This is a genomic window from Streptomyces sp. LHD-70 (assembly GCF_031157275.1).
GTDB lineage: Bacteria > Actinomycetota > Actinomycetes > Streptomycetales > Streptomycetaceae > Streptomyces.
In genome coordinates this window covers 480,562-501,823 of record NZ_JAVIFW010000003.1, presented here as the reverse complement: position 1 = coordinate 501,823, position 21,262 = coordinate 480,562, and the positions used below count along the sequence as shown (strand labels likewise).

16 protein-coding genes are annotated in these 21,262 nt (G+C 73.0%); 9 read left to right on the top strand and 7 right to left on the bottom strand.

Going from position 1 to position 21,262, the window contains the following annotated elements:
• Nucleotides 1-40 precede the first annotated feature (40 nt).
• Nucleotides 41-1,576: a multiple monosaccharide ABC transporter ATP-binding protein gene (gene mmsA / locus RCO28_RS10310; protein ID WP_308940752.1), complete on the top strand. Its 1,536-nt coding sequence runs from the start codon at nucleotides 41-43 to the stop codon at nucleotides 1,574-1,576.
• 8 nt (nucleotides 1,577-1,584) lie between these two features.
• On the top strand, nucleotides 1,585-2,883 hold the full coding sequence (gene mmsB / locus RCO28_RS10305; RefSeq protein WP_308940703.1) for a multiple monosaccharide ABC transporter permease: 1,299 nt from the start codon (nucleotides 1,585-1,587) through the stop codon (nucleotides 2,881-2,883).
• Between the two features lie 62 nt (nucleotides 2,884-2,945).
• Here mmsB and RCO28_RS10300 read toward each other — a convergent pair whose 3' ends face one another.
• Nucleotides 2,946-3,575 (bottom strand): hypothetical protein, encoded by a 630-nt coding sequence (locus RCO28_RS10300; protein WP_308940702.1) that lies wholly within the window; start codon nucleotides 3,573-3,575, stop codon nucleotides 2,946-2,948.
• Nucleotides 3,576-3,808: 233 nt separating this feature from the next.
• Here RCO28_RS10300 and RCO28_RS10295 point away from each other — a divergent pair, with 233 nt between their 5' ends.
• Together RCO28_RS10295 and RCO28_RS10290 are read left to right on the top strand one after the other, a co-directional pair.
• Nucleotides 3,809-4,066, top strand: a complete 258-nt coding sequence (locus tag RCO28_RS10295) for a hypothetical protein (RefSeq protein WP_308940701.1) — start codon at nucleotides 3,809-3,811, stop codon at nucleotides 4,064-4,066.
• A gap of 153 nt (nucleotides 4,067-4,219) precedes the next feature.
• A complete protein-coding gene (locus tag RCO28_RS10290; protein ID WP_308940700.1) occupies nucleotides 4,220-7,432 on the top strand; it encodes an amidohydrolase family protein in 3,213 nt (1,070 codons plus the stop codon).
• A 32-nt stretch (nucleotides 7,433-7,464) separates the two neighbouring features.
• Here the strand turns inward: RCO28_RS10290 and RCO28_RS10285 are convergent, their stop codons facing one another.
• Nucleotides 7,465-7,674: a hypothetical protein gene (locus tag RCO28_RS10285; protein WP_308940699.1), complete on the bottom strand. Its 210-nt coding sequence runs from the start codon at nucleotides 7,672-7,674 to the stop codon at nucleotides 7,465-7,467.
• Between the two features lie 167 nt (nucleotides 7,675-7,841).
• Between RCO28_RS10285 and RCO28_RS10280 the strand changes: the two genes are divergently transcribed.
• Complete coding sequence (locus tag RCO28_RS10280) at nucleotides 7,842-11,594, top strand: hypothetical protein (protein WP_308940698.1); 3,753 nt, start codon at nucleotides 7,842-7,844, stop codon at nucleotides 11,592-11,594.
• Nucleotides 11,595-11,617: 23 nt separating this feature from the next.
• On the opposite strand, the gene RCO28_RS10275 is transcribed toward RCO28_RS10280, so the two are convergent.
• The 4 genes from RCO28_RS10275 to RCO28_RS10260 form a co-directional block, all read right to left on the bottom strand.
• Entirely contained in the window at nucleotides 11,618-12,670 is a 1,053-nt protein-coding gene (locus RCO28_RS10275; protein ID WP_308940697.1) for a chitinase, read from the bottom strand.
• 128 nt (nucleotides 12,671-12,798) lie between these two features.
• Nucleotides 12,799-13,491: a ribonuclease H gene (locus RCO28_RS10270; protein WP_308940696.1), complete on the bottom strand. Its 693-nt coding sequence runs from the start codon at nucleotides 13,489-13,491 to the stop codon at nucleotides 12,799-12,801.
• Nucleotides 13,492-13,556: 65 nt separating this feature from the next.
• On the bottom strand, nucleotides 13,557-13,772 hold the full coding sequence (locus RCO28_RS10265) for a hypothetical protein (RefSeq protein ID WP_308940695.1): 216 nt from the start codon (nucleotides 13,770-13,772) through the stop codon (nucleotides 13,557-13,559).
• Between the two features lie 77 nt (nucleotides 13,773-13,849).
• Complete coding sequence (locus tag RCO28_RS10260; protein WP_374991131.1) at nucleotides 13,850-15,073, bottom strand: hypothetical protein; 1,224 nt, start codon at nucleotides 15,071-15,073, stop codon at nucleotides 13,850-13,852.
• A gap of 151 nt (nucleotides 15,074-15,224) precedes the next feature.
• On the opposite strand from RCO28_RS10260, the gene RCO28_RS10255 reads away from it, so the two are divergent.
• On the top strand, nucleotides 15,225-15,875 hold the full coding sequence (locus tag RCO28_RS10255; protein ID WP_308940694.1) for a hypothetical protein: 651 nt from the start codon (nucleotides 15,225-15,227) through the stop codon (nucleotides 15,873-15,875).
• 127 nt (nucleotides 15,876-16,002) lie between these two features.
• A complete protein-coding gene (locus RCO28_RS10250) occupies nucleotides 16,003-16,590 on the top strand; it encodes a hypothetical protein (protein ID WP_308940693.1) in 588 nt (195 codons plus the stop codon).
• A 41-nt stretch (nucleotides 16,591-16,631) separates the two neighbouring features.
• On the opposite strand, the gene RCO28_RS10245 is transcribed toward RCO28_RS10250, so the two are convergent.
• Entirely contained in the window at nucleotides 16,632-17,711 is a 1,080-nt protein-coding gene (locus RCO28_RS10245; RefSeq protein ID WP_308940692.1) for a DUF4436 family protein, read from the bottom strand.
• A gap of 455 nt (nucleotides 17,712-18,166) precedes the next feature.
• Between RCO28_RS10245 and RCO28_RS10240 the strand changes: the two genes are divergently transcribed.
• On the top strand, nucleotides 18,167-18,289 hold the full coding sequence (locus RCO28_RS10240) for a hypothetical protein (protein ID WP_308940691.1): 123 nt from the start codon (nucleotides 18,167-18,169) through the stop codon (nucleotides 18,287-18,289).
• 200 nt (nucleotides 18,290-18,489) lie between these two features.
• Entirely contained in the window at nucleotides 18,490-21,234 is a 2,745-nt protein-coding gene (locus RCO28_RS10235) for a discoidin domain-containing protein (RefSeq protein WP_308940690.1), read from the top strand.
• The last annotated feature ends 28 nt before the right edge of the window (nucleotides 21,235-21,262 follow it).

The following is a 21,262-nucleotide window of genomic DNA, read 5'->3' as shown; positions in this document are numbered from 1 at the left end:
TCGAGCGAGCGCGCCGCGGGAGGCCGAGCCGGTCCTCCGGATGGCGGGCATCTCCAAGACGTTCCCGGGCGTCAAGGCGCTCAGCGACGTCAACCTGACCGTGCGGGCCGGGGAGATCCACGCGATCTGCGGCGAGAACGGCGCGGGCAAGTCGACCCTGATGAAGGTCCTCAGCGGGGTGCATCCGCACGGGAGCTACGAGGGCGAGATCTCCTTCGAGGGCGAGCCGGTCGCGTTCCGCGACATCCGGGCCAGCGAGCGGCGCGGAATCGTGATTATCCATCAGGAGCTGGCGCTCGTACCGCACTTGTCGATCGCGGAGAACATCTTCCTCGGCAACGAGCAGTCCTCACGCGGCTTCATCGACTGGAACGGCACCCTGCGCCGGGCCGCGAAGCTGCTCGCACGGGTCGGGCTGCGGGAGAAGCCGCAGACGCCGATCAGTGAACTCGGCGTCGGCAAGCAGCAGTTGGTGGAGATCGCGAAGGCACTCGCGAAAGAGGTGAAGCTGCTCATCCTGGACGAGCCGACGGCCGCCCTGAACGACGAGGACAGCGCGAAGCTGCTCGATCTGATCCTGGAGCTGCGCGCGCAGGGGATCGCCTGCATCGTCATCTCGCACAAGCTGGGCGAGATCCGGGCCGTCGCCGACTCGGTGACGATCCTGCGCGACGGCCGCACCATCGAGACCCTTACCGTACGTGAACACCCGGGCACGGAACCGGAGTTGAGCGAGGACCGGATCATCCGGGGAATGGTCGGCCGGGACCTCGACCACCGTTTCCCGGAGCGCACCGCGTACGCCGGGGACGACGCGGGCGAGACCGCCCTGCACATCGACGGCTGGACGGTGCGCCACCCCGTCGACCGGGAGCGCCTGGTCGTGGACGACGTGTCGCTCACCGTGCGGCGCGGCGAGATCGTCGGCGTCGCGGGCCTGATGGGCGCGGGCCGCACGGAGCTCGCCATGTCCGTCTTCGGCCGCAGCTACGGCAGTTACGTGGCGGGGTCGGTCGAGGTGGGCGGCAGGCCCGTACAGACGAGGACCGTTCCTGCGGCGATCGAGGCGGGCCTCGCGTATGTCACGGAGGACCGCAAGCAGTACGGCCTGAATCTGATCGACGACATCAACCGGAACATCTCCCTGGCCTCGCTGCCGGGCATGGTGCGCCGGGGCGCCGTCGACGAGCACCACGAGCGGTCCGTCGCCGAGCGCTACCGCAGGTCGATGAACATCAAGGCGCCCACGGTGCACGAGCAGGTGGGCCGGCTCTCCGGCGGCAACCAGCAGAAGGTCGTCCTGAGCAAGTGGATTCACGCCGATCCGCAGGTGCTGATCCTGGACGAGCCGACGCGCGGCATCGACGTCGGCGCCAAGTACGAGATCTACACCGTGATCGACCGGCTCGCCGCGCAGGGCAAGGCGGTGCTGATCATCTCCTCGGAGCTGCCCGAGCTGCTCGGGATGTGCGACCGGATCTACACGATGGCCGAGGGCCGCCTCACCGGTGAGGTCGCGCGCGCCGACGCCACCCAGGAAGTCCTGATGCGCCACATGACCCTGAACAGAAGCTGAGGCCAGCCATGACCACCACGACCACACCGCCCGAGGGGGCGGCCACCGCCGGGACGGCCGCACCGTCGACCGGCGCTCTGCTCCTGCACGGCCTGCGCACCAACATCCGCCAGTACGGCATGCTCTCCGCGCTCGCCCTGATCGTGCTGCTCTTCGGGTTCTGGACGGACGGCGCGCTCCTGCGCCCCGGCAACATCTCCAACCTGCTGCAGCAGAACGGCTACATCCTGATCCTGGCCATGGGCATGATGATCGTCATCATCGCCGGGCACATCGATCTGTCGGTCGGTTCGGTCGCCGCGTTCGTCGGCGCGATATCGGCCGTCATGATGATCAAACACGATCTGCCGTGGGGCGTCGCCCTGGTCCTCTCGCTGCTCATCGGCGCTCTGGCGGGCGCCTGGCAGGGCTTCTTCATCGCGTACTTGGGCATCCCGTCGTTCATCGTGACGCTCGCCGGGATGCTGCTCTTCCGCGGGCTCACGCAGATCACCCTGGCAGGACAGTCGCTCTCGCCGTTCCCGGAGGGCTTCCAGAACCTCGCCAAGGGCGTCGTCCCGGAGGCGGGACCGGCGTGGAGCATCCCGCTGCCCTTCGAGTTCCATCTGAACCTGGGCTTCATCGAGTTGCGTACGGAGGCCATCGGCCCGTACCACAACCCGACCCTCCTGATCGGTCTGGCCGTGGTGGCGTTCCTGCTGATCCGCGAGGTGCGGGACCGTCGGCGGCAGCGCGCGTACGAGCTCGACGTGCTGCCGCGCAACATCTGGATCATGAAGTGCGTGGCGATCGTCGCCGCGGTCCTCGCGTTCACGCTGACCCTGGCGAGCTGGCACGGCCTGCCGGTCATCATGCTGATCGTCTGCGGCCTGCTGCTCGGTCTCGGCTATGTGATGCGCAACGCGGTGGTGGGCCGGCATGTGTACGCGCTCGGCGGCAACAAGGCCGCGGCCAAGCTGTCCGGCGTGAAGGACAAACGCGTCACGTTCCTGGTGTTCGTGAACATGGGTGTGCTCGCGGCGCTCGCGGGCTGTGTGTTCGCGGCGCGGCTCAACTCCGGTACGCCGCAGGCGGGTCTGAACTTCGAGCTGGAGGCGATCGCCGCCGCGTTCATCGGCGGCGCGTCGATGAGCGGCGGCGTCGGCACGGTGCTCGGCGCCATCATCGGCGGCCTGGTCCTGGGCGTGCTGAACAACGGCATGAACCTGGTGGGTGTGGGCACCGACTGGCAGCAGGTCATCAAGGGGCTCGTGCTGCTCGCGGCGGTCGGCATCGACGTGTGGAACAAGCGCCGGGGCAGTTCGTAAGAACCTCTCGACACACGGCGGCCCGGCACCCGCGTGGGTGCCGGGCCGCCGCCGTGGAGCGCTCAGGCCGCGTGCGCCTGCTGGTGCGTGTGCGTACAGGGGCAGGCCTTGTACGCGAGGCCCAGCTCGCCGTCGACGGCCGCGCTGGTGCGGCCCGCCGACTCGACGACCTGCTCCCAGGAGCCGTACTTGGCGTGGAGCTGGTCGGCGGTCGGGCCGAGCGGGTTGCCGTACTTCTTGCGGTTGCGCTCCTCCAGGGCGGCGACCTGGGCGGGGGTCATGCCGGCGCGGGCGATGTCCTTGGCCTCGTTGCGCATCCGGACGAGCTCGCGGGCGACGGTCTCGGGACTCGCCCCGGCCTTCTCCAACTCGCAGCGCCTGCGGCCCATGTCGGTGAGGAGCTGGTGGTAGCGGACGCGTACGTCCCGGGCCTCGTACCGCTCGGTGGGCGTCATCTCCCGGATGCGGCAGACGACTTGCTCCTTGCTGGTGCACGTTTCCTGCGACGGCGGCGCGAGCGAGGGCTGCCCGACGCTCGTCGACCCGCAGGCGGAGTGCGGGCAGCGCAGGCCCGCCTGGTGTGCCTGAGCGGTGCCCGCGGCCGGGACGACTGCGGTGAACAGGGAGACGGCGGCGAGTGCGGGCAGCAGGAGGCGGCGGCGCAGCGGCGCCGTGGTGGGGAGGAGTGACATGCGGTGATCATGGTCCGGCCGCACCCCGACGCCCACTCGGCACGCCCCGCCGTCACCCGTACGGGAGCGTGCTGCCCCTGACCTGGGCGGCAGCAGACGGCCGCACCGTTGCAAGCCACGTGTGGGAGACGTTGACGCATGCGGGCAAACCCAGTTGAGGGGTCCGGCGGGGTGACCACAGCGGGAGAGATCGGTCACAGCTTCGGGCAGGCCCGGTGCCGTACGGTGCCGCGGTGACACAAGCAATGAGCCCTCTCCCCAACGCACCCATGAACATGACGAAGACCCCGCACCCGACCGCCCCGACCGCCTCGCCCGCCTCCTCCCCTTCCGCCGTTCCGGCGACCAGCACCCCGATCTACGACGCGCTGGTGCGCGAGTGGTACGCGGAGGGCCGCAACCCCGGCGCGCGGCGCGGCGACGGTGCGGAGGCCGGAGGTTCCAGGGCTCCCGGAGCCTCCGGAGCAGAGTCCGGTTCCGCCGCCGCGTAGTCCGGCCCGCGGCCCGGCCTCCCGAACTGGCCTCCCAAACTGGCCGGAATCGACCGGTCCGCACTCCTCCAACGGCTCAACGTGGTGTTCCGCGCGGCCCGCACGCATGGGCAGACTCGCCCGCACACGTGATCACGGCCACAGGAGGACCCGTTGGACTTCTCGGACGTACCCCGCCACCCCGAGTCCCCGGCCGACGCGGATCCGGGCGAGGTCAGCAGACGCCGCTTCCTGCAAGGTGCCGCCGCCACGGCCGCCCTGGCCTCGACGGTCGCCGTCCCCCGGCCCGCGGCCGCGGCCTCGGGCCGGGAGGTCGGCTACACGTTCACGGCCGCGACCAACGGCGCCGCGACGCTCGCGCCGTCCGGTGCCGTGGTCGCCGAAGTGCAGGGCGTGCTCTGGTCGGTGCCGCGCTCGGGCGGCGCCGCGGCGCCGCTCACGCCGGTCGAACTGGAGCCCACGCGGCCGGTGTTCTCGCCCGACGGGAGCCTGCTCGCGGTCTGCGCGTTCCGGGGCGGCACGTTCCACATCTGGACGCTGAGGCCCGACGGCTCGGACCTCACCCGGCGCACCGACGGGCCTTGGGACGACCGGGGGCCTGCCTGGTCCCCGGACGGCCGCCGGATCGCGTTCGCCTCCGAGCGCGGCGGCGACCCGGTGGCGGGCAGCCCGTACCGGATCTGGGTGCTCGACCTGGACTCCGGCGCGCTGACCCGCCTGACGGGAGTGCCGGGGCAGGAAGGGCCGCACCAGGACGGCCGTTGGGAGGACTTCGACCCGACCTGGTCCCCGGACGGGACACGCGTGCTGTTCGTGCGGGGCCGGGTGCTGCCGGAAGGCCGGGGGCTCGACTCCCGTACGGTCGCGTCCGTGCGGGCCGACGGCACGGGCCCCGTGACCGCCGTGTACGCGGAGGAGCGCACCGGCACCCAGCTGGTCGCCCCCGCCGTCTCCCCGGCCGGGACGCTCGCGGTGCTGCGCACCACGCCCTCGCCGAGCGCCTCGTGCACGCTCCTCGTGGCGGGCGCGGCGGTCGCGGTGGACGGTGATGTGCATCCGGTGCCGCCGCGCTGGACCGGCCGCGACGAGCTGCTGCTCACCGTCGACGGCGCGTTCCGGCTCGTCCGCCCCGAACGGCCGGACACGTACGAGGCGATCCCGTTCCGCGGCGAGCTCTCCGTGGACCGGCCGCGCTACCGCGCCAAGCGGTACGACCTCGACCCGGGCGCCGGGCGTCCGGTGCGGGGGCTGCATCTGCCCGCGCTGTCCCCGGACGGCCGCCAGGTGGCGTTCGCGGCGCTCAACTCCCTCTGGCTGGCGGACACTTCGGGCGGCCGGGCGCCGCGTCGACTGGTCCGTTCCGCACCGACGCGCTACCCGCTCGCGCCGAGCTGGTCCCCCGACGGCCGCTCGCTGCTCTACACGGACGACCGGGACGGGCTGCACGCGGTCGTCCGACGCGAGCTCGACTCGGGCCGCGAGGAGGTCCTCGTACGCGGCGGGCGTGTGCACCCCGCCCTCTCGCCGGACGGGCGGCGGCTCGCGACGTTCGACATGGCGTACAACCTGATGGTCCTCGACCTCGACTCCGGCGAGGAGCGGAAGGTGGCCGAGCCGCTCGGGGCGGGCGGCGCACCCGGGCGGCCCAGCTGGTCTCCGGACGGGCGGCACATCGCGCTGTGCGATCTGGCACGGCTCAACCAGCGCTTCCGCGAGGGCTACAACGTCATCCGGATCGTCGGCGTCGACGACGGCTCCTCGCGGCTGCACGCGCTCGCCCCGCACCAGTCGCTCTCGGACCGCTACGGCAGCGGCCCGGTGTGGTCGCCGGACGGGCGGCACTTCGCGCTCGTCGCCGAGTCCGCGCTGTGGCTGCTCCCGATCCGCGCGGACGGCACGCCCGACGGGACGCCGAAGCTCCTGGGCGACGAGCCGGCCGACCACCCGTCGTGGTCGGCGGACGGCCGCCGCGTCCTGTACCAGTCGGCCGGCCGCCTCCGCCTCGCGGACCTCGGGAACGGCCGTACGCGCACGGTCCGCGTGCCCCTCGATCACCGGCGCCCCACGCCCGCCGACACGGTCGTGCACGCGGGCCGCCTCTGGGACGGCACGGGCGGCGACGCGTCCGTGCGCGAGGACGTCGACCTCGTGGTGCGCGACGGGCGCGTCGCCGCCGTCGAGCCGCACCGGGCGGGCCGTTCGGCCCGGCACCGCGTCGACGCGTCCGCGCACACCGTGCTCCCCGGCCTCTGGGACGCGCACACGCACCCCTGGCAGGCCACGTACGGCGGCCGGCAGACCGCGCTGCAGCTCGCGTACGGCATCACGACCGCGGTCTCCTTCGGCGGCTTCGCCTACGAGCAGGCCCGGCTGCGCGAGGCCGTCGCCGCCGGTGAACTGGCCGGACCCCGGCTCCTGACGACCGGCGAACTCCTGGACGGCCCGCGTCCCTCGTACGGGATGAGCAGGGCGCACACCACCAAGGCGGGCCTTCGCCGTTCGCTGCGGCGGGGTGCGGCCCTGGAGTGGGACTTCGTCAAGACGTATGTACGGGCGCCGGGTTGGGTGATGGCTCAGGCCGCGCGGTTCGCGCACGAGGAGCTGGGTGTGCGCGCGGGCAGCCACCTGCTCTCGCCCGGCATGCAGCTCGGCCAGGATCTGACGACCCATCTGCAGGCGACGCAGCGGCAGGAGTTCGGACGCTCCCTCACGGCGGGCGGGCGCTCCGCGCAGGACGTCACGGAGATCTACACGCACGGCGACTTCCACCTGGTGGCCACGCCGTTCACGGCCGCCCCGCTGATCGGCGCCGACCCGTCCCTGGCGCGCGACGAGCGGGTGACGCGGTTGATGCCTCCCTGGGACGTCGCCACGGTCGAGGAGGGGGCCGCGAAGCCGCCCACGGAGGCCCAGTTGGCGACGATCCGCTCCGAGGTGCGGATCTACCACCGCATCCTGTCGCACGGCGGTCTGGTCGCCCTCGGCACGGACCAGCCCCTGGTCGCGGTCGGCCTTCACCTCCATCTGGCCCTCCGCGCCCTGCACCGCTACGGCCTCTCCCCCGCCGAGGCCCTGCGCACGGCGACCGTCCTCCCCGCCCGCGCCTTCGGCGCCGAGCGGGACCTGGGCACCCTGGAGGTGGGGCGGTGCGCCGACCTGGTGGTGGTCGACGGCGACCCGTTCACCGACTTCGACTCACTCGTCCGGACGGAGTCGGTGCTGCGGGGCGGAGTCCCGTACACGCAACGGGAGTTGGTCGCCGCGTTTCCCGCACCTCACGCCACGGCACGCCGCGCGGCGGACGAGCACTGGCACGAGGTGGGCGAGCGGATGCGGCGCGGGAGCTGCTGCGACCTCTCGCACTGACCGCACTGACCGCGCGGACCGCACCGCCCCCCTCACCTGGACTGCACCCACCACACCAGCGCCGCCATGGCGGTCGACCCGGCTGTCATGGCGGCGCCGCGCACGGCGCTGAAGAGGGCGGCGCGGGTGAGGCGCCGGCCGGTGCGGCGGAACCTCGCTCCGGTGGTACGCGCCTCGGGCTCGGTGGTACGGGCCTTGTCTCCCGTCGTACGGGGGCTGCTGTGGCCGTCGGGGGTGTGCATGGTGCCGCCTTTCTTCCTCTGATCCTTGCTGCGGGTACGGATCAGTGAACGGGCGCACTGGCTCAACTCCCAGGCAACTCGGAACAGTTCGGATTCCGACTGCGTAACCTGCATGTCAGGGGTTCCTTCGGAATTCCGAGTCGGAAGCGGAGCGGGCGAGGAGGGGCATGACAGCGGGGGCGGAACGCCAGGAGGGCCGCGGCGCCCCGGTGTTCGACGAGCTGGACCGGCTGCGCGGAGCCGCCGAGGCCCGCCTCGCGGAGCGTGAACTCCGGCTCGTGCGCAGCCGTTTGGCCGAGGAGTCGGGTGTCTCGGTCAAGACGATCAGTGACTGGTTCAACCGCAAGCACGCCCCGCGCAACCTCGACGGTCTGCTGATGGTCGCCCGGGTCCTGGCCCGCTGGGCGGACCTGCCCGCACCCGTGCCCCGGCGGTGGGCGGCGCTGATGGCCGCGGAGCCCAGCACGCCCGCCGAGGCCGCACCGGAGGACGAGGGGACAGCGAAGGACGAGGTGACGGCGGGAGCATCCCGTACGGCCCTCGTGCCAGCGCGATACCCGCCGGGCGGGCCGGGCGCGCCCTCGGACGGCGCACCGCACGCCGCCGGGCGCCCGCTCGCGGATCTCCTCGACCCGTACGCGCTCGAAGTGCACCGGGCGATCGACGTGCCGCCGACGGCCGGGTCGGATCCGCTGCCGGTGCTGCCCGCGTACGTCGAGCGCGAGCACGACGACCGGCTGCGCGAGGCGGTGCGGCGGGCGACGGAGGGCATCAGCACGTTCCTGGTCCTGGTCGGCGCGTCCTCGTCGGGGAAGACGCGGGCCTGCTGGGAGGCGGTCCAGGGGCTGCCGTCCGGCTGGCGGCTGTGGCATCCCCTCGTACCGGAACGGGCCGAGGCACTGCTGCGCGGGCTGAGTTCGGTGACACCGCGGACCGTGGTGTGGCTGAACGAGACGCAGCACTACCTCCTCTCCCCCACCGACGCCCTCGGGGAGCGCGCCGCGGCCGGACTGCGCGGGCTGCTCGCGGACCCGGACCGCGCCCCGGTGCTGGTCCTCGGCACGATGTGGTCGGAGTACTGGGCCAACCTCACGGACACGCCCACCTCGGGTGTGCCGGACGTCCATCCGCAGGCGCGTGCCCTGCTGAGCGGCACGGTCGTGCCGGTGCCGGACACGTTCTCGGGGCCGACGCTGCGGGCGCTGCGGGACCTGGCCGACGGCGACCCGCGGCTCGCGCGGGCCGCGGCGGAGGCCGAGCAGGGGCAGATCACTCAATACCTGGCCGGAGCACCGTCGTTGAGGGACCGGTACCGGGTGGCGCCGCCGCCCGCGCGTGCGCTGATCGACACGGCGATGGACGCGCGGCGGCTCGGGCACGACCGGGCGCTGCCGCACGCGCTCCTCGAGACGGCCGCGCCCGGCTATCTCACCGACGGCCAGTGGGACACCCTCGGCGAGGACTGGCTGGAGCAGGCCCTCGCGTTCACGGCCTCGCCCTGCCACGGCGCGCGCGGTCCCCTCACCCGGATCCGGCCGCGCCCCGGCGACCCGTACCCGGCGCAACCCCACTACGTACTCGCCGACTTCCTGGAGCAGGAGGGCCGCGCCAGCCGCCGTACCGTCGGGCCGCCCGCGCAGCTGTGGCACGCGCTGGTGAAGCACGCCAGCAGCGGCCATGTCGACATCGCGCGATCGGCCCAGCTGCGCGGCTTCAAGCGGCTCGCGGTTCAGGCGTACGCGGTGGCGGCGGCGCACGGGGACACGTTCGCGCTGCTGCAGGCGGCCAAGGTGCTGCGGGAGTCCGGCCGTTCGCGGGAGGCGATCGGCTGGTACCAGCGGGCGGCGGAGGCCGGGGACGCGTTCGCGCTGCGGCAGACGACGGCGCTGCTGCGGGAGGCGGGCCGCACCGAGGAGGCGATCGGCTGGTACCAGCAGGCGGCCGAGACGGGCGACGCGGATGCGCTCGACGAGGTCCTCGGCCTGCTGCGCGCGGCGGGCCGGGACGCCGAGGCGGAGGCCTGGCTGGGGCGCCGCGCGGAGGCGGGCGACATCGACGCGATGCGGCGGCTCGCGTACGAGCTGCAGACGGCGGGCGAGCCGCGGGACTCGCTCACCTGGTACCGGAGGGCAGCCGAGGCCGGGGACATCGATGCCATGCGGCGGGCCGCGGCCCTGCTGGAACAGGCGGGCGCGGACGGCGAGGCGCTGGTGTGGTTCCGGCGCGCCGCGGGCACGGGAGACACCGAAGCGGTCGACAGGACCGTGGGGTTGCTGCGCCGGACGGGCCGTACGGACGAGGCGCTCGACTGGCTGCAGGGCCGCGCCGGCGCCGGGGACACGCGGGCGTTCGAGCAGCGGATCCGGCTGCTGTGGGAGGCGGGGCTCGTCGAGGAGGCCCTGGAGACCTTGCGGGAGCGGGCCGAGGCGGGGCACGAGTCGGCGCTCCTTGACGCGGTGGATCTGCTGCGGGACGCGGGCCGCGAGGACGAGGCGGTCGAGCGGCTGCGGCAGTGGTGCGAGGAGGGCAACACCGCCGCCCGGCGGCCGCTGGTGGACCTCCTGGTGGAGCGGGGCCGTACGGACGAGGCTGTGGCGGTCCTGCACGTGTGGGCCGAGGCGGGCGACCCGAGCGCCCGGCGGCGCAGTGCCGATCTGCTCCTGGAGGCGGGCCGCGCGGACGCGGCGATCGAGCGGCTGCACGGCTGGGCGGAGGCGGGCGACGTGGCCTCCCTGTGGCAGGCGGCGGCGCTCCTGGAGGCGGTGGGCCGCACGGCCGAGGCCCTGGACTGCTACCGGCGGGCGGCCGAGGCGGGCCGCGGTTCGGCCCTGCTGCAGGCCGGGGACCTGCTGCGGCGCGCAGGCCGTGACGAGGAGGCCCTGCACTGGTACGAGAAGGCCGTCGCGGCGGGGCAGCAGGACGCCTCGGACCAGATCATCGAACTCCTGCGCCACACGGGCCGGTTCGAGGAAGCCGTGGACCGGCTGGGGGCCTGGGCGGAGGCGGGCGACGCGGACGCGCGGTCGCGCGCGGCCGAGCTGCTGCACGAGGAGGGCCGCACCGCGCAGGCCCTGGAGTGGTACGAGCGGGCGGCCGCGGCAGGCGATGTGGACGCGCTGTGGCAGGGCGCGTTCCTGCTGCAGGGCGAGTCCCGTACGGAGGAGGCGCTGCGGTGGTACGAGCGCGCCGCGGAGGCCGGGGAGATCAGCGCGCTCGGCCAGGGGGCGACGCTGCTGTGCGAGGTGGACCGGCTCGACGAGGCGCTGCGCTGGTACGAGCGGGCGGCGGCGGCCGGGGACACGGAGGCCCTGTGGCAGGCCGCGTACACGCTGCACACGGCGGGCGACCGGGAGCGCGCCGTCGACTGGTACCGGCGGGCGGCGGAGGCCGGTGACGTGGATGCCCTGTGGCAGGCGGCGCATCTGATGCGGGAGGCCGGGCGGGTCGACGAGGCGGTGGCCTGGCTGGAGCGACGGGCGGACGACGGGGCCGGGTTCGTGCTGTCCCTGGTGGGTGACCTGCTCAAGGAGAGCGGCCGCCCGCGCGAGGCGCTCGCCGCGTATCGCCGGGTGGCGGAGACGGGTGACACGTTCGCGCTGCGCTGGGCGGCGGAGCTCTCCCAGGACGCGGGCCGCACCGAGGAGGCGCTGCAGTGGTACGAGCGGGCCGTCGAGGCCGGCGATGCCAGCGCGCTGCGCCAGGGCAGCGAGCTGCTGCAGCGCGCGGGGCGCACGGACGAGGCGCTGACCTGGTACTACCGCGCGGCCGAGGCGGGCCATGTGTTCGCCCTCACCCAAGCTGTGGCCCTGCTGCGGGGCGCGGGCCGCGCGGACGCGGCGGACCGGCTCGAACGGTACGGCTGGGAGCCGGGCGGCACGATCGCGGAGCCGTGGGAGGCGGTGCCGCCCGGCGTTCCGTAGCGGGCGTCTCTCCGGTCGACGTGTCAACGTCCTTGCAGGGCCTTGACGTTGTCGCCGAAGGTCCAGTTCTTCGAGCCGTCCCAGTTGAGGGACCAGGTCATCAGGCCCTTGAGGGAGCCGTTGTAGTGGCGCCAGGCCTGGGCGACCTGATCGGGCGTCATATGGCCGCCGCCCGCGCCGGGTTGGGCGGGGAGTCCGGGGACCTGCTTGTCGTACGGGACGCGGATGGTGGTGCCCTGGACGACCAGGCCCTTGTCGAGGCAGTCGGTCTGGGCGACGAAGCCTTCGACGGTGCCCGCGGAGTAGGAGTCGCCGGAGCAGCCGTACATGCTGCCGTTGTAGTACTGCATGTTGAGCCACCACAGCCGGCCGTTGTCCGCGTACTTCTTGACGATCGGCAGGTAGGCGCCCCAGATCGAGCCGTACGTGACGCTGCCGCCGGTGACGTACGCGGTCTCGGGGGCCATGGTGAGGCCGAAGTCGGGGGGCATCCGGTCGAGGACGCCGTCGATGATGCGGATCAGGTTGGCCTGGGAGGCGGAGAGCCGGTTGATGTCGCCGCTGCCGGTGAGGCCGGTTTCGATGTCGATGTCGATGCCGTCGAAGTTGTACTTCTTCAGGATCGGCACGATGGTCTCGACGAACCGGTCGGCGACGCTGCTCGACCCCAGGTCGATGCCCGCGGCGGCACCGCCGATGGACATCAGGATGGTGGCGCCGGAGGCCTTCGCCGCGCACATCTCGGCGGGGGTGGCGACCTTCACCGTGGAGTCCATGCCGTCCTCCCACAGCACGGTGCCGTCCGAGCGGATCACGGGGAAGGCGGCGTTGATGACGTTGTAGCCGTGCTGTCCGATCCGCGGGTCGTCGATGGGCGTCCAGCCGAAGGGCGGATGGACGCCGTTGGCGGCGCCGTCCCAGTTCTCCCAGTAGCCCTGCAGCACCTTTCCCGTGGGTTTCGGCTTGACCGCGCACACCTCGTCCTGCGGCGCGGGCGGCGCCGCGGCGGCGGGGAGTTGGGCGGCGGCGACGAGGGCGAGCGCCGCCCCCAGGAGACGCACCGGTCGAGCGAGCATGCCGTGCTCCGTTCCGGCCGACGTCAACGGACGTACGGCGCAGGCGAGTTGGGGAATCGCGCTTCGGTGGGCACGGAAAAGGTAAGTTGGTCCAGACCTTTCGTCAATGGGGCGGGGGAGGGCTTTGTTCAGGTCGCCGGAGCCGTCTCGCGGCAGCCCTCGTGGCCCCAGCCGCGGGCGATCTTGGTGATCTTCTCGCCGATGTCGTAGCGCGACTGGCAGTGGCTGCAGCGGCCCGGGAACTTCGCCTTGATCACCGCGCCACCGCCGGCGCGCGGCGCCGCCTTCTTGCGGGGGCGGGCCGTGCGCGGCTTGTCCTCGGTCTGCGGGCCGGGCTCGGGGAAGCCGTCCGAGCCGTGCGCGGTGCCCGCGGCCTGCTGGTCGGTGGCCGCGGTGCTGGCGGCGGCGTCGGCGAGGGCGTTCAGCGGGTCGCCGTCGACCTGGTGGGCGAGGACGTGCACGAACGTCACGTCGCGCCCGTCGAGCAGCGCGTCGATGCGGACCACCAGGTCCTTGTTGGCGACGGGCTTCTTCGACGCGGTCTGCCAGCCGTTGCGCTTCCAGCCGGCGATCCACTTGGTGACCGCGTTCATCGCGTACTGGGAGTCCATCCGGATCTCCAGCGGCGCCGCCGGGTCGGTGGATTCCAACAGCTCGGCGAGCGCGGTCAGTTCGGCGACGTTGTTCGTGGCGACGCCGAGCGGGCCCGCCTCCCAGCGCTGCGGGGCGCCCGCGGGGTCGGCGAGCACCCACGCCCAGGCGGCCGGGCCGGGATTCTTCTTCGCGGCGCCGTCACAGGCCGCGATCATGCGTTCAGACATCCCTCGATCATGCCAGGCTCGCGGAGTGCGCCGGAACGCCACGGACCGGGCCGGGGATCGCCCGCTCAGAACAGCGGCAGCTGCCCCGGGAAGTCCGGCACCACGTACCCGTCGAGCGTGCGCCGGCCCGAGTCGAGGGCGATGCGCCGCTTCGAGCCGGGGCAGGACACCAGGGACGCGGCGCCCACACCCGCGGGCGGGTCGTGGCGGGACAACCGGCCCGCCACGACGGCGATTTCACGGGCACACTCCGGACAGGCCCGGCGCGGAGACGACGACATGCGACCAGTGTGCCCCGCACCACTGACAGCCGTACCACTGACAGCCGTACGACCGGCCGTCCCCGCGCGGGCCGCGGTCACTGCTGCTCGTCGCTCGCCTTCCGCAGGGCCGTGATGCAGGCGCCGATGGAGCGCTGCAGCTCTTCGAGGCGCTGCACCATGTCGTCCTCGTAGATGTCGTCGGCGTCGTCGAGGGTCAGCTCCTCGAACACCTTCGTCGCCTTCTCCAGGCTGCTGTAGAACTTCGACCGCCGTTCCTGGACGCGCAGTTCCGGGTCGCGCTCGACGGCCTGCTCCACGGCCTGAGCGGCGAGGTCCTTGACGGTGTCGTACGCCTCCGTCGTCCACGCTCCGGCCTCTTCGCCGTCGTCGAGCTCGTCGAGCAGGGACAGGTGGCGCTCGGCCTCCTGGCGCAGCTCGGCGGGTGCCTGAAGCTTCTGGCCCGCCGGGGTCTTCAGCTCGCCCTGCTCGGCGATCTGCCGCACGAACCCGATCCGGTCGGCCGCCTTCGCCTCCTGCGCGACGGCCTTCTTGAGGACGTCGGTACGCGCGACGTCGCGGGCCAGCTCGGTCTGCAGCGCCGGATCCTCCTTGATCCGGTCGAGCAGTGCGGCGCGCGCGGCCTGGGCGGTGGAGGGGTCGGCGAGGATCGCGGCGCGCAGCGCGGTCGGGTTCTCGGCGACCTCCAGGGCCTTGGTGGGGCGGATGCCCTCGGCCTCGGCTGCGGCGGTGATGGCGGTGCCGCGCACGGACGTGGCGCTGTTGCGGGAGACGTAGTAGGAGAGCCAGACGTCCGCGTCCGGGAGCTCGACCTCGGCGCCCGGTTCGAGGGCCTCGAACTGCGGGACGAGACCGTCGTCGGCCGCCGCGTCCCAGGCCTTGTAGAAGCGCATGACGCGCTCCGCCGAGCAGCCGGCCAGCTCGCCGAACCGCTTCGCGGACACCTTCGGGGTCTCCCCCGCCGCCTGCCCGCCGGGCCGCACGCTCCGGGCCACCTTGAGGGCGAAGGTCCAGCCTCCGGTACGGGCGTACACGCCGAACTCTTGGGCGTCGCGGGCGATGCGCTCGTCCACGTCGGAGGGGTCGGAGCCGTCGCGGGCGTGGGGGGCGTCGGGGGCGTCGGGGGCGTTGTCCTCGTCCGTCCCCGGGGCCCACTCCGCGCCCGCGATCAGCTCGGCGTCCGTCGCGGCGACCGGCTGCTCCGCGGGCTCGGCCGCGGCCTGCCGGGGCAGGTCGGCCTGGCTCTGCTGCGGGTCGACGGGTGCCGAATCCGGCGTGGCGGGGACGGTCGCTACGGTCACAGGGAACGCTCCTGGCGGTATTCCGACGAACAACGAACAAAGCACGCATCCTATGCGCACCGGGTTGACGCGGACCTGCGTACGGCCGTCGAAGTGGCGCCGGACACGTGTCCTAGACTCGCAGCACCCGAAGCAGGAGCGAGCCCAACAGATGCCATCCGCCGTGCAGGTCCCGCCGGACGAGTGCGCCTTCGATCACGCCGCGACGCGACGCAACTGGCAGCGGGCGCGGCTGCGGGCCGGGGCGGCGCTGCCCCTGGTCGTCCTGCTGCTGCTCGCGACCCTGACCGTGATGGGGCTGCTCGGCGACCGGCACGGCTCACCTCCGATGTGGATGCGGATCGCCGGGTTCGTCTGTCTCGTGGCGGCGCCGTTCGTGTTCGCGGCCGCCCTGTACTCGCTCGGCCCCGTGCTGCGGCTGCGCCGGATCCGCCGGGTGCTTCGCGCGTACCCGTGGGAGTACCGCGCCGCCGTACGCCCCTGTCCCGGCGTCAAGGACGTGATGGCGCTGCCGGTGCAGCTGCGGGCGGAGCCCGACGCGGAGTGGTCGAAGGCGATGCGGGCGATCAACCCGCTGCAGCGCAAGCGCTGGACGGGCGTGATGGAGCAGGGCGCGTGGTTCGCGGGCGACCCGGAGTTCGGCGGGGTCATCGCCGAGCCGGGCGGCCGGGAGCTGATGACGCTCGAACGCGGCAGCCGTACGCCCCTGGAGGAGTACCGGGCGATCGCCCGCGACAAGGAGCGGATGGCACGCGCCAAGCGGGCGGGCCTCGCCTCGCTGGGCGCGGGACTGCGCCGCTGACCCCGCCCCTTCCTCGGCACGCCTTCCTCCCGCTCCGTGTCCCCCTGTTCTCTGTCCCCTGTCCCCTTGTCCCCCGAGTTCCCCCACCCGGCACCGAGCCGGTACACCTCATCTGAAGGAGCAGTGCGTGAAGACGCAGGTCCCCCTGCCGTTGGCCAAGTACGCGTTCGACGACGCCGCGACCCGTGAGCTGTGGTCGAAGTCGTTCCGCCTGACGCTCGTCAACTTCCTGGTCAGGTCCGTCATATGGGTCGCTCTCCTGGTGACGGCGATGGTCGGGCCCGACCGGGACGGCAGCCAGACCGTCACCGGTCTCGCGGCCTTCCTGTCGATGATCACCGCGTTCCTGCTGATCCGCCCGGCGCGCAAGCTCCAGTGGACGCTGCTCGTCGCCCGTGTCCTCAAGTCCGGTCCGTGGCGCGGCGTCACGGCGGTCCGCCGGGCGGATGTGAAGCTGCCGTCCGGTGTGGCCGTCGAGCTGCTGTTCGGCGACGGTGACGGAGACGGAGATGGCGAAGACGCCGAGGACGCCGCGGACGGGCCGGTCGGCAAGGAGTCGCGGGTCGTGGCCGCGCGGACCTGGCGGCGCCGGGTGCCGTGGCCGGACGAGGCGAGCCAGAAGTGCTGGGTCGTGACGAGCGAGGACCCCCGGCTGCCGTCCGTCCTCGCCCGGCCCGGCGGCTTCGATCCGCTGACACTGCACCGCGCGCGCTGAGCCCTCCGGACGCGCCGGGTCTCCGCAGAGTCCCCAGGGCCCTACGCCGCGTCCTCGCCCGTACGACGTCCGCCGCCGCGGACCCGGCTTCCTGCCGGTGTTCCGCGGCGGCGCAGTCGTGTCGGCCCACGGGAGCCCGAGCCGTTGCGGTTGCGGTTGCCGTTGCCGTTGCCGTTGCCGGACAGCAGTGGGTCGATGGGCCCGCCCGTGTGGTGTTCGAGGTGGATGCCGTGGAAGACGAGCCGCGTCAGGCTGAGCGCGATGAGCGCCTCGGCCCAGTAGAACGCGGCGTAGTCGAGCAGGCAGCCGTTGGGCGGTGAGCCGGGGGCCGCGTTGCGGAGGCCGACCAGGGCGAACAGGCTCGCCGCCATCCAGCCGAGCGCGGGCCAGACGAGGCCGCGGCGCTGGCCCACGACCAGCCAGCAGGCGACGGCCACCGCGAGGGCGATCGCCCACATCGCGGCGATCATGAACCAGGCCATGATGAACGTGGACCGGGAGCGTTTGACGGTGCCTTCGATGCCCGCCACCGCGTCGTCGTACGACGTGCCGCCCGGGTCGATCGCGAAGTTCGGGTCCTCGTCGCGGTAGGTGAGGGCGATCGGCACGGCGTCCGATCCGGTGGTGGTCGCGGTCAGCGCCAGGTGGGTCTCGTACCGGTCGAAGGGGTAGTCGGACGGGGTGCCCGCGGAGAGGGTGAGCTGGAACTCCCTGCGCCAGACCGGGCTCTCCTTGTCGAACTTCAGCTCGTCGTGGTCCGGGTCGTTGGTGAGGATCGTCATGTCCGTGTCGGGGTTCCCGACCGGATCCGCGTACTTGCCGCGCGCCTGCGCGTACAGCTGCAGGGTCATGCGCCGGTCGCCGGGGCTGGTGCGCTGCACGGTGACCTCGACGTCGAGGCGGTCGTCCTCGCGGTGGGCGCCGACGTGCACGGGCCGCTGGCGTACGGAGCGTTCGTCGAGGTAGAGGCCGACACCGGTGCCGAACAGGGCGAGCAGCACGACGAGGCCGATGAGGGCACCGCGCCAGGGCAGCTCGGCCGTGCGGCGGCCGGCCCGTGCCGCGGCGGGCAGCAGGGCGCGCGCACCGCGCTCGGGGCTCCGTCGGGCGGGCGGTGACATGGCACGATCCTCGGCGGTCCGGCGGGCGCACGCCGCGTGGGGGCACCCAGGTGGGCCTGGCCGGTTCCGGCAGGAGGTGCCGCTCCCGGTCTCTTACCGGCCCCGCGAGTTCCGGCAGCATGGCGCGGAGTCCGAGCCGCTCCGCCCCGGAAGGCAGGTGCCCCGATGCTCGATCGCTCTCCGAGTCTCGCCCTCCTCGCCGAGAACGCACGGGAACGCCTCGGTGATCACGAGGCGCTGGTGTATGACGGCCGTGTCCATCGCTCGGGCCCGCTGTTCGAGCGGGCCACCCGGGTCGGTACGGGCCTGACCGGCCTCGGCGTCGCGCCCGGCGACCGGGTGCTGGGCACCAGGTGGTGCGGTGCACCCGGTGCTTCTGCGCCAGGTCGAGCCACTCGGCCGGGACCGGCTGCGGCACCCTCGAAGTCGTCAACTCGGCAGGTTCCACGCCGCCGTTGACGTTCTACGCGACCGACGACAGGACCGTGATCGGCGAGTACCGCGCGGCCCTCAAGCGCTGGGGCCTGCCCGCCGAGGCGGTGCGCCGCTCCGAACTCAACCCGGAAGGGCTGGCGTAGGCCCGCTTCACAAAGTGAGGGCTGGGTTCGCCGCGCGGTGCGGGCGGAGCGGGAATCGCGACTCAACTCTTCAATAGTTGAACGATGTGACGGGATGGTTGACGTGTTCCGTTCACCTCTCTACGGTCGGCTCACCTGCATTCCCCCGCACCACCGCTCGCACCACCCTCCACCCTCACCGCACAGAGCACGGAGTAGCGATGAAGTACTCCTCGCGCCTGCTGGCCTGCACGCTCACCGCGCTGCTCGCCGGGGCCGTCCCACCGGTGGCGTCGGCAAAGCCCGACGCGCCGGCGCCCCAGGCGCTCCCCTCCCATGGCCCGTCGGCCGGTAGCTGCCCGGCCGAAGGCCACCCCCGCTCCTCGGACGACTGGGCGCTTTCGTCCTCCCGCATCGACCCGAAGGAGCTGCACCACGCCTACGTCGGCAACGGCTACCTCGGACAGCGCGTGCCGCCGCGCGGCAGTGGCTACGCCGACTCCGACGCCAAGACGGGCTGGCCGCTGTTCACCCCGCGCTACGACGGATCCTTCGTCTCCGGCCTGTACGCGAACAACCCGGAGACCGCCAAGAACCTCCAGGCCGTGGCGGCGCTGCCCAACTGGTCGGGCCTGACGGTCAACACCGGAAAGGACACCTTCGGCCCCGGCACACCCGCCTCGCGCATCAGCCGCTACCGGCAGACCCAGTTCCTCGCCTGCGGCCTGGTCCGCACCTCGTTCACCTGGACCTCCGCCGACGGCCGCAGCACCGACCTGGTGTACGACGTCCTCGCCGACCGCAACAACCCGCACGTGGGCGCCGTACGGCTGCGCATGACACCGCACTGGAACGGCGACGCGACCGTCACCGACGTACTGGACGGCCGTGGCGCCCGGCGGATGAGCCAGACCGGCGGCCCCCGGACGGAGAACGGCACGGTAGGCGTGTCGTTCCGCACGGACGGCACGAAGGTCGACGGGACCGTGGCCTCCACGCTGCGCCCCGGCCGGGGAGTGGAGGCCCGACCCGCGTCGGCTCCGCGGGCCGCCGCCGACCTGACCGCACGTCAGTCCGTCGACTTCCCGGTCCGGGCGGGACGCAGCTACGACCTGACCAAGTACGTAGGTGTGGACACGGAGTTGACCTCCCCGCGCCCCGGCGTGTCGGCGGTGCGGGCCTCGCGGCGCGCCGCCGAGCGCGGCTGGGACTCCGCCTTCGCCGCGCACCGCGACACCTGGCGGAGGCTGTGGAGCGGCGACGTCGAGATCCCGGGCCGCCCCGACCTCCAGGCCTGGGCCCGCTCCGCCCGCTACGGCCTGCTCTCCAACCTGCGCGCGGGCGCGTCCGACAGCATCGCGCCCACCGGCCTCACCAGCGACAACTACGCGGGTCTGGTGTTCTGGGACGCCGAGACGTGGATGTTCCCGAGCCTGCTCGCCTTCGACCCCGAACTCGCCCGCTCCGTCGTCGACTACCGCTACCGCACCCGCACGGCAGCGCGCGCCAACGCCCGCAAACTCGGCCACTCCGGCCTGTTCTACGCCTGGACCAGCGGGGCGAAGGGCGATCTGTGGAAGGAGTGCCACAGCTGGGACCCGCCGCACTGCCGCACCCAGAACCACCTCCAGGGCGACATCGCGCTCGCCGTGTGGCAGTACTACCAGGGCACCGGCGACCGCACCTGGCTGCGCGAGCGCGGCTGGCCGGTCCTGAAGGGCATCGCCGAGTTCTGGGCCGACCGCGCGGAGCGCAACGGCGACGGCAGCTACTCCGTCCACGACGTGGCCGGTCCCGACGAGTACAGCAACGGCGTGAACGACGGCGCGTTCACCAACGCCGGTGCCGCGACGGCCCTGCGCAACGCGACCCGCGCGGCCGCCCTCGTCGGCGAACAGGCGCCCGCCCGCTGGGAGTTGATCGCCGACAAGCTCCGTGTCCCGTACGACAAGGACAAGAAGGTCTTCCTGCAGTACGACGGGTACAAGGGCTCGACGATCAAGCAGGCCGACACCGTGCTCCTTCAGTACCCGCTGGAGTGTCCCATGTCCGCGGAGACGGCGAGGAACACGCTCGACTACTACGCGGCGCGCACCGACCCCGACGGGCCCGCGATGACGGACTCGGTGCACGCGATCGGCGCCGCCACGAACGGCGAGCCGGGCTGTTCGGCGTACACGTATCTGCTGCGGTCCATCAAGCCGTTCGTCCGCGGCCCGTTCGCGCAGTTCTCCGAGGCGCGCGGCGACAAGGCCGGCGCGGAGGACCCGCTCGCGGGCTCGCCCGCGCAGGACTTCCTCACCGGCAAGGGCGGCTTCCTCCAAGTGTTCACACACGGTCTGACGGGACTGCGCTGGCGCGAGGACCACGTACGCGTCGACCCCATGCTGCCGCCGCAGTTGAAGAGTGGCGTCAACCTGCGTGGCGTGCGCTGGCAGGGCCGGACCTTCGACATCGAGCTCGGACCGCGGACCAGTGCCGTGCGCCTGGTCGAGGGGAAGCCGTTCGACGTGACGGGGCCGCAGGGCCGCGTGACGGTGAGCCAGGGGGCGCCCGCGATCCTCAAGACCCGCCGCCCCGACCTCGAACCGACGGCGAACCTGGCCCGTTGCCGCCCGGTGAGCGGCAACACGCCCGAGCCCGGCCGGTACGCGGAGGCCGCCGTCGACGGCAGCACGGCCACGGCGTGGGTGCCCGAGGCGCGCGAGGACAGCCTGCGTGTCGGCCTGGCCCGCCCCGCCACACTCCGGCGTGTCGACATCACGTGGACCGAGCCGCGCCCCGCGTCGCACCGCGTGGAGACCTCCCTCGACGGACGGCACTGGCAGCGTGTCACCGTCGACCCGGACTCGGGTGAGCTGGCGCAGAGCGTGGTGGCACGCCATGTCCGCGTGAGCGTCCGGGGCACGTCGGAAGGCGCGGGATCCGAGGACAGGCCCGGCATCGGCGAGTTGCGGGTGGAGTGACACCGGTTCGTTCGATGGCAGGGCTGAG

What these genes read in the sequence shown, in the direction of transcription:
- mmsB (WP_308940703.1), top strand. Translation starts at nt 1,585, where the DNA reads ATGACCACCACGACCACACCGCCCGAGGGGGCGGCCACCGCCGGGACG.
- RCO28_RS10245 (WP_308940692.1), bottom strand. Translation starts at nt 17,711, where the DNA reads ATGTCACCGCCCGCCCGACGGAGCCCCGAGCGCGGTGCGCGCGCCCTG.
- RCO28_RS10255 (WP_308940694.1), top strand. Translation starts at nt 15,225, where the DNA reads ATGCCATCCGCCGTGCAGGTCCCGCCGGACGAGTGCGCCTTCGATCAC.
- RCO28_RS10275 (WP_308940697.1), bottom strand. Translation starts at nt 12,670, where the DNA reads ATGCTCGCTCGACCGGTGCGTCTCCTGGGGGCGGCGCTCGCCCTCGTC.
- RCO28_RS10235 (WP_308940690.1), top strand. Translation starts at nt 18,490, where the DNA reads ATGAAGTACTCCTCGCGCCTGCTGGCCTGCACGCTCACCGCGCTGCTC.
- RCO28_RS10300 (WP_308940702.1), bottom strand. Translation starts at nt 3,575, where the DNA reads ATGTCACTCCTCCCCACCACGGCGCCGCTGCGCCGCCGCCTCCTGCTG.
- RCO28_RS10270 (WP_308940696.1), bottom strand. Translation starts at nt 13,491, where the DNA reads ATGTCTGAACGCATGATCGCGGCCTGTGACGGCGCCGCGAAGAAGAAT.
- mmsA (WP_308940752.1), top strand. Translation starts at nt 41, where the DNA reads ATGGCGGGCATCTCCAAGACGTTCCCGGGCGTCAAGGCGCTCAGCGAC.
- RCO28_RS10280 (WP_308940698.1), top strand. Translation starts at nt 7,842, where the DNA reads ATGACAGCGGGGGCGGAACGCCAGGAGGGCCGCGGCGCCCCGGTGTTC.
- RCO28_RS10285 (WP_308940699.1), bottom strand. Translation starts at nt 7,674, where the DNA reads ATGCACACCCCCGACGGCCACAGCAGCCCCCGTACGACGGGAGACAAG.
- RCO28_RS10265 (WP_308940695.1), bottom strand. Translation starts at nt 13,772, where the DNA reads ATGTCGTCGTCTCCGCGCCGGGCCTGTCCGGAGTGTGCCCGTGAAATC.